The 13,684-nt window shown below is 70.1% G+C and carries 10 protein-coding genes; 7 read left to right on the top strand and 3 right to left on the bottom strand.

What is annotated here, in order from left to right; all coding sequences use genetic code 11:
• Position 1 precedes the first annotated feature (1 nt).
• The 3 genes from KEG38_RS35995 to cheB are packed head-to-tail and all read left to right on the top strand — an operon-like array spanning position 2 to position 4,261.
• Positions 2 to 2,212 (top strand): HEAT repeat domain-containing protein, encoded by a 2,211-nt coding sequence (locus KEG38_RS35995; RefSeq protein ID WP_272424918.1) that lies wholly within the window; start codon positions 2 to 4, stop codon positions 2,210 to 2,212.
• Complete coding sequence (locus tag KEG38_RS35990) at positions 2,212 to 3,114, top strand: CheR family methyltransferase (protein WP_272424917.1); 903 nt, start codon at positions 2,212 to 2,214, stop codon at positions 3,112 to 3,114. The genes KEG38_RS35995 and KEG38_RS35990 overlap by 1 nt, the downstream gene beginning before the upstream one ends.
• A 34-nt stretch (positions 3,115 to 3,148) precedes the next feature.
• Positions 3,149 to 4,261 carry a chemotaxis-specific protein-glutamate methyltransferase CheB gene (gene cheB, locus KEG38_RS35985; RefSeq protein ID WP_272424916.1) on the top strand — a complete coding sequence of 371 codons (1,113 nt, stop codon included), beginning with the start codon at positions 3,149 to 3,151 and terminating at the stop codon, positions 4,259 to 4,261.
• A 124-nt stretch (positions 4,262 to 4,385) separates the two neighbouring features.
• On the opposite strand, the gene KEG38_RS35980 is transcribed toward cheB, so the two are convergent.
• Positions 4,386 to 5,075 (bottom strand): Uma2 family endonuclease, encoded by a 690-nt coding sequence (locus KEG38_RS35980; RefSeq protein ID WP_276074139.1) that lies wholly within the window; start codon positions 5,073 to 5,075, stop codon positions 4,386 to 4,388.
• A gap of 98 nt (positions 5,076 to 5,173) precedes the next feature.
• On the opposite strand from KEG38_RS35980, the gene KEG38_RS35975 reads away from it, so the two are divergent.
• The 3 genes from KEG38_RS35975 to KEG38_RS35965 are packed head-to-tail and all read left to right on the top strand — an operon-like array spanning position 5,174 to position 10,860.
• On the top strand, positions 5,174 to 7,528 hold the full coding sequence (locus KEG38_RS35975; RefSeq protein WP_272424915.1) for a transglycosylase SLT domain-containing protein: 2,355 nt from the start codon (positions 5,174 to 5,176) through the stop codon (positions 7,526 to 7,528).
• A 46-nt stretch (positions 7,529 to 7,574) separates the two neighbouring features.
• A complete protein-coding gene (locus tag KEG38_RS35970) occupies positions 7,575 to 9,008 on the top strand; it encodes a phospholipase C (protein WP_272424914.1) in 1,434 nt (477 codons plus the stop codon).
• Complete coding sequence (locus tag KEG38_RS35965; protein WP_272424913.1) at positions 8,980 to 10,860, top strand: cytochrome-c peroxidase; 1,881 nt, start codon at positions 8,980 to 8,982, stop codon at positions 10,858 to 10,860. The genes KEG38_RS35970 and KEG38_RS35965 overlap by 29 nt, the downstream gene beginning before the upstream one ends.
• On the opposite strand, the gene KEG38_RS35960 is transcribed toward KEG38_RS35965, so the two are convergent.
• The gene (locus tag KEG38_RS35960) at positions 10,857 to 12,245 is read right to left on the bottom strand and encodes a PAS domain-containing sensor histidine kinase (protein WP_272424912.1); all 1,389 of its coding nucleotides are present in this window, start codon (positions 12,243 to 12,245) and stop codon (positions 10,857 to 10,859) included. The two genes, KEG38_RS35965 and KEG38_RS35960, sit on opposite strands and share 4 nt — an antisense overlap.
• Positions 12,246 to 12,364: 119 nt before the next feature.
• On the opposite strand from KEG38_RS35960, the gene KEG38_RS35955 reads away from it, so the two are divergent.
• Positions 12,365 to 12,940, top strand: a complete 576-nt coding sequence (locus KEG38_RS35955) for a hypothetical protein (protein WP_272424911.1) — start codon at positions 12,365 to 12,367, stop codon at positions 12,938 to 12,940.
• Positions 12,941 to 12,943: 3 nt separating this feature from the next.
• Here KEG38_RS35955 and KEG38_RS35950 read toward each other — a convergent pair whose 3' ends face one another.
• On the bottom strand, positions 12,944 to 13,588 hold the full coding sequence (locus KEG38_RS35950; RefSeq protein ID WP_272424910.1) for a hypothetical protein: 645 nt from the start codon (positions 13,586 to 13,588) through the stop codon (positions 12,944 to 12,946).
• Between the last annotated feature and the right edge of the window lie 96 nt (positions 13,589 to 13,684).

The following is a 13,684-nucleotide window of genomic DNA, read 5'->3' as shown; positions in this document are numbered from 1 at the left end:
CGTGAACCCCCCTTCGAGCCGTTCCGTCTCGCCTCTGCTGATCGAAGCGGCCCTCGACGCCCCGGACGCCGAGGAGCGCCGCCAGGCCACCTCCCTCGCCGCGGAGTTGCCGCTCTACGACGCGCTCCCGCTCCTCGTCCGCGCGCTCGGCGACACCGACTGGCGCGTGCGCAAGGAGGCCACGTACGCCGCGCGCGCCTTCATCCCGGCGCCGAGCCTCATCGCGGCCATGGTCAAGACGTTCGAGCCCTGCGACAACGTCGGCCTGCGCAACGCTGCGATCGAGGTCCTCGCGAACTGCGGCAGCGCCGCGACCCCGCCCCTCGAAGCCTCGCTCGCGCGTCTCGACGCCGACGGCCGCAAGCTCGCCGTCCAGGCCCTCGGCTACACGCGGGATCCGCACGCGCTCGTCATCCTCGAGCGCTCGCTGCGCGACCCCGACGAGAACGTCCGCCAGGGCGCGGTCGAGGCCATCTCGCAGCTCGGGCCGATCGCGCCCGCCGAGGTCCAGCGCCTCCTCTACCGCTGCCTCGACAGCGCCGATCCCTTCGCCAGGCTCGCCGCGCTCGAAGGCCTCAACGCCCTCGGCGCCGTGATCCCCTGGGAGCGCCTCGCGCCGCTCCTCGAGCACCCTTCCTTGCGCTCCGCGGCCCTCTCGGCGGCCGCCGTGTCCGAGAGCCCCGCGGCGGCCTCGGCGCTCGCTCGCATGCTCCAGAAGGCGCGCGGCGGCACCTTCCTGCAGGCCATCGGCGCGCTCGCGCGCCTCGCCGAGGGCCCGCTCCTTCCGGCCGTCACGGAAGCCCTCGCGGCCGAGGGTCCCGAGCTCGGCCAGCGCCTCGTCCGTGTCGCCAGCGCCGAAGGAACCGACCCGCCGCACCACCGCGCCATGGCGCTCCTCCTCGCCGCGGTCGCGCGCGCGCCCGGCGTCGTCGACGCGGCCGCCGCCGCGCTCGCCGAGGAGACCTTCACCGAGCAGGCCGAGCGCGCGCTCTTCCTCCTCGGCCCCGCCGCGCTCCCGGGCCTCGTCGCGCGGATTGCGCCTGAACAAGGCACGACGCCGCTCGCCCCCGACGTCCGCGCCGCCCTCATCGAGGTCGCTGCCGGCATCGCCCTCGCGCCTGGTGCGCCCGAAAGGCCCACGGCGCTGCTCGAAGCCCTGCGCAAGGCGGCGCTCGACGACGAGCGCCGCATCGCCACGAGCGCGCTCTTCGCCCTCTCGAAGCTAGGCACCGAAGAAGACCTCGCGCTCGCCGTGCGCCTCGTCGCCTCACCGCTCCGCCCCGTCGCCCACGCGGCCGAAGGCGCGCTCGCCTCGCTCGCGACCCGCCACGAGAAGGCTGCACGCGCGCTCGGCGACACCCTCGTGCGGGGCCCCGGTGACGACACCTTCGCCGCCGCGATCATCCTCGGCGCCCTCGCCGCCACGCGCAGCGCCGAAAGCCCGCCCCCGTCGCCCGGCGACCTCGGCTTCCTCGCGCGCGCCGCCGCGGCCGAGGACGTACGCACGCGTCGCGCCGCGATCGGCGCCGTCGCCGAGATCGGCGGCGACTCGGCGCTCGACGTCCTCTCGCTCGCGCTCGCCGATGAAGAACGCGAGGTCCAGCTCGCCGCGGCCCGCGCGCTCGGCTACCTCGGCGCGGCGGCGCGAAGACGTGATGGCTCGCCCGACGCGCACGCGACCCCGAGCCTCCGCACCATCCTCGACATCGCGGGCCGCTCCATGGATGCCGAGCTCGTGGCCACCGCGATCCGCGCGCTCGGCGAGGCCCTCTCCACGATCCCGCCGGACGCCGCGGGGCGCGCCGCGGCCACGCTCATCGAGGCCCTCGCGCCGCTCGCCCGCGAGGCCGAGGCTGTCGTGGCGATCGCCGCGGCCGAGGCCATCGGGCGCCTGCGCTGGGGCACATCGGGAAGACAGGCCGCGCTCGTCGCTGCGCTCGACCATCCCGACGCGGCCGTCGTCAAGGCGGCGATGCTCAAGCTCGAAACGAGCGGCCCCGAGGGCGAAGCGCTCCTTCGTTGCCTCGACCATCCCTCGCCTGACGTCCGGCTCCTCGCGGCCGAGACGATCGCGGCGAGCGACAATGCGAGCTTGCGGGAGCGCCTGGCGCAGCGTGCGTCGCACGAGCTCGATCGGGACGTCCGCGACACCCTCGAGGGCGCGCTCTCGTCGATCCGGTGGCGGGGGGAAAGGGGTTTCTTCGGGTCGTGATGCGCTACCCGGATGAGATCCGCCTCGCGCCGGACGAGTTCCGCCTCTTGCGGGATCTCATCAACCAGCATTGCGGCATCGCGCTCAGCCCCGAGCAGCGCCCTGTGATCGAGCGGCGCTTGCGCGAGCGCCTCAGCGTGCATGGCTTGCACTCGTTCGGCGAGTACTACCAGCTCCTCCGCTCGCCGGACCGGGGCCGGGCGGAGCTCGACGAAGCGCTCGACCTCGTCACGATCAACGAGACCTATTTCTACCGCGAGGACTACCAGCTCACGGCGCTGCGTACCGAGCTCTTCCCGATGCTCCGCCGCCCGCCGCTCTCCCGCGAGAGCCTCTCCATCTGGAGCGCGGGCTGCTCCACGGGCGAGGAGGTCTACTCCATCGCCCTCACGGCCAAGGAGGCTGGTTTGTCCGGCCGCCGTGACGTCCGCATCTTCGGCAGCGACATCTCGCGCCGCTGCATCGCGCACGCGCGCCGCGGCGTGTATGGCTCCTCCTCGTTCCGGGCGATTCCCCTTGATCTCAAACGAAAGTATTTCATCGAGAAGCCCGACGGCATGCACGTGCAGGACGACCTCCGGGCGTGGTGCCATTTCGGCCATTTGAACCTGCTCGATCCGGTCCGGGCTTCGGTCGTCGGCCGGGTCGACATCATTTTCTGCCGCAACGTTCTCATTTACTTCGACGATGCCTCGCGGCGCCGCGTGATCGACATGTTCTACGATCGACTCCTGCCGGGCGGGTTCTTGCTCCTCGGCCACTCGGAGTCGCTCCTCAACGTCTCGACCGCGTTCGAGCTCGTCCATTTGCGCGACGACCTCGTTTATCGAAAGCCCATCACGGCCTCGCGGTTTGCCCCGCAGGGTTTGGAGGGCAGCACGCACGGATCGGGGAAGCCATGAGCACTTCGGCAAGGGATGCAGCAGAGGTGAAACGGTGGTGAAGACCGGTCCGCTGCGGGTACTCGTCGTCGACGACTCCGCCTACAACCGCAGGAACATTGCGGACATCCTGACCGGCAGCGACGAGGTCGAGGTCGTCGGCAAGGCGGGTGATGGCGAGGAGGCGTTACGCCTTGCCTTGAGCCTCAAGCCTGACGTCATCACGCTCGACCTCGAAATGCCGCGGATGGACGGTTTTACCTTCCTCCGCATCCTGATGGTCCGGCAGCCGACGCCCGTGATCGTGGTGTCGAGCTACAGCCAGAAGGAGAACGTCTTCAAGGCCCTGGAGCTCGGCGCCGTCGACTTCGTCGCCAAACCCAGCCAGAGGCTCGCGCCCGACGCCGCGCTCCGCCGCGAAATCCTCCAGAAGGTCCTCCTCGTCCGCTACCTGCGCCCGCTCGCGGCCGTGAGCCAACGCAACAGCGCGATCCCGCCGCTCCCACGCTCCACGGCCACGCCGCCCGTCCTCTCCACGGCGCAGCCCGATCAGCCGAGCGCGCGCTCCGTCGCCAACATTGCGGCGCGCTTCATCGTCGGCATCGGCTCCTCGACGGGCGGACCGACGGCGCTGCTCGAGATCCTGAGCCGCGTCCCCGAGAAGTTCCCCGGTGCGATCCTCATCGCCCAGCACATGCCGGAGAAATTCACGCGCACCTTTGCCGAGCGCCTCGATCGCAAGAGCGCGATCCGCGTGAGCGAGGCCGTCGACGGCGACCTCGTCACGGCGCGCCGGGCCTTCATCTGCCCGGGCAAGATGTGCATGGAGGCGGTCGTCTCGCAGGGCGCGAGTGGCATGGGCTGGAACGAGATCCGCCTCCGCGTCGGCCCTCCTTCGCAGCACGACCGTTACATCCCGAGCGCCGACCGTCTCCTGCGCAGCCTCGCGCCCGTCGGCTCGCGTGCCTACGGCGTCATCCTCACGGGCATGGGCGACGACGGCGTCGCCGGCGCCCGCGCGATCCGGGCCGGCGGCGGAACGATCATCGCCGAGAGCGAGGAGACCGCGGTCGTCTATGGCATGCCACGCGCCGCGGTGAAGGCCGGCGTGGTGAACGAGGTCATGGGCTTGCCGCAGATCGTGGACTGGGTGGCGCAGCTCTCCTGAGCGGGGGTCCTCGTGCGTCCCGACGCGCTGTCGCGCGGTTTTACGGGGCAAACGGAACCGACATTCGCGTTTCTGCAGGATGAGCGCGAGGTCACGCCACAACGGAACGCTCGCATTCGAATGATCACCGGCTGCGGCCGCGCCCCTTCTTTCCCGCGGCCGTCGCCTTGCGCGCCGCCTTCTTCGGCGCGCTCGTGAGGGCCGGCGCCTCCTCGGCTCGCGCCTCGTCCTCCTCGACCTCGGCCCACAATGCCGCAAGCTCGATTTCGATCGCGTCGAAGGGCTCCGCGCGTACGAGCGCGCTCCCGTGATGCACGCCCAGCAGCGTCCAGCGCCCTTTTTCGAGCACGAAGATTTCGAGCGTCCGTGCAATCGGGTCGACGAGCCAGAGGTGCCGCACGCCGTGACGCGCATATGCTGGCAATTTCTCGGCACGATCGACGGTTACCGTGCTCGGGCTCAGGACCTCGCATACCCAATCGGGCGCGAGCATGAACCTCGCCGTCTTCGGTAGCCGCGGCAAGCGCTCGATCCGCCAGCCAGCGATGTCGGGGACGAGAACGTCCTCCTCGCCTGCGGGACCGAGCAACAGCTCGGGTTCATCGAAGATCTGCCACCCGCCCGGACCGCCGCGACCACGCTGGAAGGGGCCCATCAAGTCGCCACCGAGCACGGAGGAAGCCCTCGAGTGCCGCGGCGCAGGGCGTGGAAAGGCGTACATCGTGCCGTTGATGATCTCGCCGACCATGTTGCTCGGGACGGCATCGAGATCGGCGATCGTGGCACGCGCACGCTTCTCCGCGGCAAAACCCATAGCCGAAGATTGCCCTTCCCCCCCACCGAAAGCAACCCCACGCCCGCGCAGGAAAAGTTGACCCCGCGCCGCCCCCGTGAGACACACCCCTCCTGCCCATGCGCTTCTGTCGGGCTGCACGCTTCCTCCTCACGGCGACCTTCCTCACGGCCGCTGCGCTCGCCCCCGCGTCGAGCCTCGCGCAGCCGAAGCCCGCGCCCGCCGGGGTCAAGCCCGCGGCCCCCAAGCCCGCGGCCGCCAAGCCCGCGCAGAAGCCCAAAACCCAGGCCGCCAAGCCCGCGCAGAAACCCGCCGCGAAAAAGCCCACCGGCAAAAAGCCCGCCACGCGCAAGCCCGGCGACCCCGGCGAGCCCGACGAGAATGCCCGCCGCGCCATCGCGGGCCTGCCTCCCACGCAGCATCGTGGGGTCGACGAGTCTACCGAGCTCCGCGCCCTCCGTGAGCTCGACCTCGCCCTCTTCTCCCCGGCGCCTCATGCCGGCGCGCCCTGGCCCTCGGACGACCTGCCTACCCTCGATCGTGGCGGCCCCGTCCTCCTCGCCACCGGCGTTCCCCCTTCGGCGCCGCTCCCGGCGCCCCTCCAGCCCCCTCCGCCGGCCGACCTCTCCTTCATCAAAAAACTCGATCTCCCCGACATCCCCGTCCGCTGGGATGCGCGCGTCCTCCGTTACCTCGAGTTTTACAAGAACAACCCTCGCGGTCGCGCCATGGTCGCCTCGTGGGTCAAGAAGAGCGGCCGTTACGGCGCGGCCATTCGCCGCGTCCTTCGTGAGCAGGGTTTGCCCGAGGACGTCGTCTGGCTCGCGCTCGTCGAAAGCGGATTCGATCCGACCATTCATTCACCCGTCGGCGCCGCTGGCCTCTGGCAGTTCATGCCCGAGGGCGCCCGCATCTATGGCCTCACCGTCGACCGCTGGATCGACGAGCGCCTCGACCCCGAGCGCTCCACCCTCGCCGCCGCGCGTTACCTCTCCGACCTCCACCGCCGCTTCGGGACCTGGGAGCTCGCCTTTGCCGCCTACAACATGGGGTATGGCGGCCTCCTCGCCTCCATTCGCAAATACAACACGAACGATTTCTGGGAGCTCAGCCGCCTCGAAGCGGGCCTCCCGCTCGAAACGGCGCTGTACGTCCCGAAGATCGTTTCCATGGCGATCGTCGCCAAGAATTGCGCCGTCTTCGGTTGCGACGGCGTCGAGCCCGAGCCTGCGGTCACCTTCGACAAACTCGCGGTCGGCCCCGGCGTCGCGCTCCGCACCGTTGCTGCGGCAGCCGGCGTCGAGCTCGACGCCGTCGAAGACTTGAATCCGCAGCTGCCCGTCGGCCGCACCCCGCCGCTCGGCCCCGACGCCAAGGAGGGCGCCTCCTTCGTCGTCCGCGTCCCGCCCGGCACGGGCGCCCGCGCCGCCAAGACCGTCGCCAAGCACCTCGAGCGCGAGGACAAACTCGAACGTCACCTCGTCCGCTGGGGCGAGTCGATCGAGGACGTCGCCACCCTCCGCGGCACCACGAAGAGCACCTTGCTCTCCCTGAACGGCCTCCGCTCCGGCGAGCAAGTCCGCCCTGGCACCGTCCTCCTCGTCCCCGAGGGCGGCCCCGACAAACCCACCGTCGCCAGCGTCTTCTCCGGCGCCCGCGGCGAAAAACCCACCATCGTCGTCCCCGCGGAGGCCTTCACCTACCCCGATCGCCGCCGCATCTTTTATCGTGTCGTCGCTGGCGACACCGTCCGCGAGGTCGCTTCCGCGCTCTCCGTCTCCGCTGCCGAGCTCTCCCGCTGGAACACGCTCGACCCCTCGGCCACCCTTCACGATGGGATGACCTTGCAGGTCTTCGTCCCGCGCGAGCGCGCCCTCACGAATGCGCTCGTCCTCGATGACGCCGAGGCCCGTGTCCTGCCCGTCGGCTCCACCGAGTTCTTCACCCATTTCGAGAACCTCAAGGGCCGCAAGCGCCTGGAGATCGCCGCCGCCGAGGGCGATACCTGGCGCAGTTTGTCGAAGCGATACAATCTCAGCCTCGGGATGCTCGAGCGCATCAACCACCGCTCGCGCACGAGCGCCCTCGCGCCGGGCGACAAGGTCGTCGTGTACGTCGCGCAGCCGATCGCGCCCAAGGCTGCGCCCGTCCCCGCCAAGGAGACCTCGGACGACAAGGCCGAGGCCGTCGCCGTCGCGCGTCCCGTCGAGGACAAACCCGCGGAGGCCGAGGAGCCCGACGATCCCAAGGCGGACGGCAAGCCCGCGGCTGACGAGGGACCGACCAAGCCCGCGAGTTTCCGCACCGAAACCCCGGCGCCCGCCCCCGAGAAGCCTGCGGCCAACAAGCCTGCGACCGGCAAGCCTGCGACCGACAAGCCTGCGGCCAGCAAGCCTGCCTCCGACAAGCCTGCCTCCGACAAGCCTGTGACGCCCAAGGAGCCCCCGGCGGCGCTCCCCCCGCCTGCCCCCTGATTTTCTCGTAGCCAGCCACCGGGCTCGCGCGCGATGATGGGAGCCGATGCGCCGCGCTAGTAGCCCTCTGCTCCTTGTTTTGCTCCCGACCCTCGCCCTCGTCGGCTGCACGTCCGACGAGGATCCGCAGACCACGCCTCCGCTCCCTGGACCCGCGGAATGGAACCGCGACGTCGTCCCGCCGAGCGACGACGAGGCCGCTGCGAAGCGGACCTCGTGCGGATACACGGAGGGCATGCTCCCCGCGGAAACACAAGGGGCATCGCGCCCTTACGGCGCCGAGATTCCCGTCGACCACATCGTGGTCGTCATGATGGAGAATCGCTCCTTCGACCATTACTTCCAGAAGCTGCCCGAGTACGGCCAGCAAGACGTCGAGGTCGCGCCCGAAAGCTTCACGAACCTCGACCAGACCGGCACCGCTGTCGCCCCGTTCCGTGACAACCAGTTCTGCTTCGTGGACACGAACCACGAATGGACCGGCACGCACGAGCAGATCAACGCCGGCAAGATGGACGGGTTTTTCAAGACCAACGACGGCTGGCACGAGCTGCCGAGCCCCGGCGCCCCCGAGGACATGCTGAGCGGCCGCCGCGCCCTCGGCTACTACACCCAGGACGATCTGCCGTTTTATTACTGGCTCGCGAACGAGTTCGCCATCGCGGACCACTACCATTCCTCGGTCCCCGGCCCCACGTGGCCGAACCGCATGTACCTCTACGCGGCGACCTCCTTCGGCGCCGTCCACAACGAATTCGTCACGGTCGACAAGACGCTCTTCGATTACCTCGAGATGCGGCAGGTCTCCTGGCGCGTCTACGTCTCGACCACCCCCGGCGCCGCGATCTTCGTCGACAAGTACCTCGAGTACAGCAAGGACGAGCACGGGCATTTCGTACCGATCGAGAATTACTTCCACGACCTCGAAAACGGCAACTTGCCCCAGGTCGTCTTCGTCGATCCGGGCATCGCGCGCGAAGGCTACGCGCAAAACGACGAGCATCCGCCTGCGATCGCCATGCTCGGCGAGCAATTCACCGCCAGCGTCATCGAAGCCCTCGCGAAGAGCTCGGCCTGGGAGCGTTCCGCGCTCTTCGTCACGTACGACGAGCACGGCGGCCTCTACGACCACGTCGTGCCCCCGCCCGCCTGCCCGCCCGACGACATCGCGCCCGCATTGAAGGAAGGCGATACCGACGCGAAATTCGACCAACTCGGCGTCCGCGTCCCGCTCATCGTCGTCTCTCCCTACGCGAAAAAGCATTTCGTCGGTCACCGGACGTACGATCACACCTCGATCGTCCGTTTCATCGAGGCCCGCTTCCAGATGCCGGCGCTCACGAATCGGGATGCGAACGCCGAGGCGCCGTGGGAAATGTTCGACTTCGAAAACCCCCCGCATGCCGAGCCTCCGACGTTCGCGATGCCCACGGTCGACCAGGCCAAGATCGATGCCTGCAAGGCGCTTTACGAGCCCTGAACACCTCTCCGCGCTCGTCCTCGCGGCCCTGCTCCTCGCAGGCTGCCCGGACGAGCCGGAGGCCCCCGCCCCCGCGGACGCAGGCGCGCCCGTCGATGCAGGGGCCGTCCTCCCCGAATCTCCGATTTCTCCGCTCGCGCATATCGTCGAAGCGCCCGCCCGCCGCGGCCTCGACGCCCTCGAGGCGCTCGTGGCCGCGATGCCCCAGGGGCGCGGCGACGCCGATGCGCATTACCTCGACCTTCGCCGCGCCTTCGCCGCGGGCACGCCGCTCTGGCGCAGGCCGGAGAGCCTCGGCGGCGAGGTCGTCTTCGGCCCTCCGCGCTCCATGGACGAAGGCGGCGGCGCGCTCCTCCGCCTCGACGCCGCCCTCGTCCGCGGGGACGCCGCGGCCGCGCGCGCCGAAATGCTCACCCTCGAACGCGCATTGCGCCTCTTCCACAGCGAAGCGCGCCGCATTCCGCCCGCGCCCGCCATCGTCGCGCATGCCCTCTCGCTCGCCGCGTACGACCTCGGCGCCCTCGCGCTCGAATCGATGCAGGGCGTCCCCGACGGCTCCGCCGCCGTCCTCGCCGATCTCCGCGGCACCCTCGATTTCATCGAATCCGCCGCCGCGGCCCTCGCGACGCCCGGAACCGCGCAAACCCCGGCCGCCCTCGATTCCGTCAAAGAAGCCACCCGGCCCCTCCGCGCCCGCCTCGACGCCGCGAAGACCGCGGACGACCTCGACGACCGCGCGAGCTTCGTCCTCGCCACGGGCCGCCTCGGCGTCGCCCTTCGCCGCCTCATCGCCGCCGCCGGCGCGACGGTCCGATTGCCTTACCGCGCCCGTTTCCCGGTCGCGAAGACCGACGCCGACGAACCCGTCTCGGCCCTCACCCTCCCCGCCCCGCGCAGCCGCCCGCGCCAAACCGGCAGCGACGAAGCCCCCTGGGCCGCGCTCGGCCGCAAGCTCTTCTTCGACAAACGTTTGTCCAAGAACAACGCTCGCTCCTGCGCGACCTGCCACGTCCCCGAAAAAGGCTTTGCGGACGGCCTCCCTCGCCCGCCCTCGCTCGATCCGGCCGTCACGCTGCGCCATACCCCGACCCTGCTGTACGGCCCGCTGCACGCCGCGCAGCTCTGGGACGGCCGCACGCTCACGCCCGAGCGCCAGGCCCTCGGCGTCATTCACGCCCGCGCCGAAATGGGCCTCGAACCCGGCGAGCTCGTCACCGCCATCGAATCCGCCGCGGACCTCCGCGCCCTCTTCCAGGCGCTCCCCACGCCGGGCGTCACGCCCGACAACGTCGGCCGCGCCCTCGCCGCCTTCGAATCCGAGGTTTTCGTCCCCGGCGACGCCCCGATCGACGCGTTCGCCCGCGGCGACGAAACCGCGCTCTCGCCCCTGCATCGCCGCGGCCTCGACGTCTTTGCCGGCAAGGGCCGCTGCGCCCGCTGCCACATCCCGCCCTTCTTCGGCGGCTCCCGCCCGCTCGATTTCGCCGTCCCCGTCTTCGCCGTCCTCGGCGTCCCCGACAAACCCGGCGGTCCCACCCTCGATCCGGATCGGGGCCGCGGGGCGCTCACCTCACGTCCGGCCGACGAGGGCGCCCTCAAAACCCCGACGACCCGCGACGTCGCGCGCACCGCGCCTTATTTCCACCACGGCGCTTTCCGCACGCTCGAAGAGGTCGTCGATTTCTACGACAAGGGCGGCGGCAAGGGCTTCGGCCTCCCCGTCCCGAACCAGGACCCCGACGTGCGTCCGCTCGGTTTGTCCGCCGACGACAAACGCGCCCTCCTGGCCTTCCTTCGCGAGGCGCTGCTCGACAAGACGCCGCCCGAGAAGCTCGCCACGCCCCCGCGCTAATCCGTCACCTTCGTGGGCAACTCGAAAAAGAACACCGCGCCGCCCGCCTTCTCGTTCTCGTATCCGACGCGGCCGCCGTGCATCACCACGATCGTCTTCGCGATGTAGAGCCCGAGCCCCGTCCCGCCGACGCTGCGCGTGCTCGACGCGTCCGCCTGCGAAAAACGCCGAAAAATCTTGTCGCGGAACGCCTCCGGCACCCCGGGCCCCCGATCCGCCACCTCCACGCGAACCCCCTCCGGCATCGCCCGCGCGCGCACCTGCACGACTTCGCCGGCCGGCGAATGCTTGATCGCATTCGACAGGAGATTCAAGACCACCTGCTGGATCCGTTGCGGATCGACGAACACCGGCATTCCCTCGGGCATGTCCGTCTCCACCACGATCCCCTTCGCCTGCGCCGCCGGCGCGTGAAGCTCGATCGCGCCCCGCACGACGTCCGCGAGGTCCGCCTGCGCGAACTTCAGCGAAATGCCCCCCGCCGCGAGCTTTCGCACGTCGAGCAGATCGTCCACGAGCCGCCCGAGCCGCTGCACGTTCTCCGACGCCATCTGCAAAAGCTCCGCCTGGAGCGCCGGATCCTTGCCCGCCACGCCGCCCACGACGAGCCCGATCGCGCCCCGGATCGCCGTCAGCGGCGTGCGCAATTCGTGGCTCACCACGCTCACGAGCTCGTCCTTCGCGCGCTCCGCCTCGATACGCGCCGTCATGTCGTGCGCGCTCACCAGAATGCCGGGGTTGCCCGTCACCGGATCCGGAATCGGCCGCGCGGCCACCGAGAACCACCGCGGCCCCTCCGTCGTCACGACCTCCACGTCCTCGAAAAACGGCTCGCCCCCCGCGACCTGCGCGAGCGCGCGCGCGCCCTCCGCGGGCTCGGCGAAGATCCCCTCGAACGAGAATGCATGACCGAACGTCTGGCGCGCCAGCGTATTCGCCTGCAAGAGCGAGCCGTCGAGCGCGTGCGTCGTCACCACGAGCGGCGCATACCGGACCGCCTCCGCGGCGCGCACCACTTCGGGATCTGCGACGTCGCGAATCGGCGTCCCCTCGACGAGCAGGCCCCCGCGGCCGTCGGGCAACGGGAATGTTTTGAAACTCATGTGCACGCGGACCGTGTCGCCCTTCGGATAGATCGTCCGCTCCGACGTGAAACGTTCGCCGGCCGCCACGCGATCGCGGAGCTGCTGCAACGTCGCGCGAATCGTCGGCGACGGGGCGAGGTCCCGGTTGACGAGCTCGTGCAGATCCTCGGCGCGCCAGAGAGCCACGGCAGCGCGGTTCGCCCACACGATCCGCACGGCGTCCGGGTCCGTGATCCAGACGGGCAGATCGAGCAAATGCAGGATTTCGAGGCGGGGATCGGCGAGGGGCGAGAAACGCATGGGCGGCTCCGCGGCCATCCCCCCTCCGCGAAAAGCGAGGGGCCGACGCGAGGTAAAGCGCCATCCTAGTCGCGTACGCGGCCCGGGTGGGGTAAAAACGACGGCGCGCGTGGGTGTCGATGGACACGTCCATCGGGAAGACCCACGCGACGCACGACGGCGACGTGGAGCGAGGACCCCCGGAGAGCACGATGGACAAACGAAGGGACCCGAAGGCGCAACGACCAGCGCCCGAGCAAGCGGAACCGGCGCCGCTCGACGAAGAGGCGCTCGAAGAGGGCGAGGAAGGCGAGGAAGGCGAGGACGACGACGAGCTCGCGCCTACAGTCATCGTCGGTCGATTCGGCGATCTGCGCGGGTTTGCCGACGCAGCGCTCGTCAAGAAGTACGCCGAGCGGCCCGTCTGGTTCCTGATCGAAGACGACGCGGACCTCGTCGAGCTCTTCGTCCGGCACCCCGAAAAGCCCGCCCCGCGCGCCACGGCGGAGACCTTGCTCAGCGTCCTGCGCTCGTTCGCCGCGGCCGAGAGCGAGGCGCTCCAGGCCCTGCTCGGACCGACGGACCAGATCGGGTTCGGCTATCACGAGAACGCTTCGTTCGACGACGTCGTCGCGTCGTTCGAGGACGACGGCTTCGAGGTCGCGTTTGCCCTGTACGAAGGAAAGGTCGTGCCGGAGGAAGAGGACGACGAATGAGCGTCAAGCGCTCCAGCTGATCCGAACCGTGACGGCCTTTTGGGCAATCCCGTCGCGCTCGCCGTCGGGCATCGGCGCCGACCACGCATACCGCACGTCCCGCGCGCCCACGGCGCTCAGCGCGCCCTCGATGAAGCCCTCGTTGCACCACAGGTAATACCCCAGCATGGGCGCGGGCATGCCGGAGAACCGCCCCTCCACGAGCCCCTCGGCCGCGAGCGACATCTCGGCGCGGCAATGGTCGAAATATCGCTCGAAGATGCGCGGCAGCCGGACGGCCATGTCCCCGGCCGACGAGCTCCGCATCTGCGTGCGGTAAAGGCCCATCACGTTGTTCTCGCCCGCGTGGCGCGCGCGTCCCCGGACGAACTTGTCGAGCGGCGTCCCCTCGGCCTTCGCCAGCGCGCGAGCGAAATGGACGACCGGCACGAGATCGTAACTCGACGCCGCGAGGAAAATCGTATTTCCGAGGAACGCCTCGATTTCGGGATGGCCGATCGCGGCGTACACGGCCGAAAGCCCGCCCGGCGTACGTTTGTTCGCGTATTCGATATACCCCATGTACATGACGCCGCGGACGCGGAACGGCCCTTCCCCGATTCGATGTCGCCCCGGCGACGGATCGCAGGCCCACGTCTCCTTGTACATGGCGGGGAGTTTATCGACCCGGGCAGAGCCCCGCAAGCGCGCCCCCTCACCGCGCGCGGCGCGACGAAAACGGGAAGCGCGGGCGGCTGTGAGCGG

This window comes from Polyangium jinanense, assembly GCF_028435265.1.
In the GTDB taxonomy this organism is placed as follows: domain Bacteria; phylum Myxococcota_A; class Polyangia; order Polyangiales; family Polyangiaceae; genus Polyangium; species Polyangium jinanense.
Note: the sequence above shows the minus strand (reverse complement) of the source record. Positions and strands in the feature narration are given on the sequence as shown.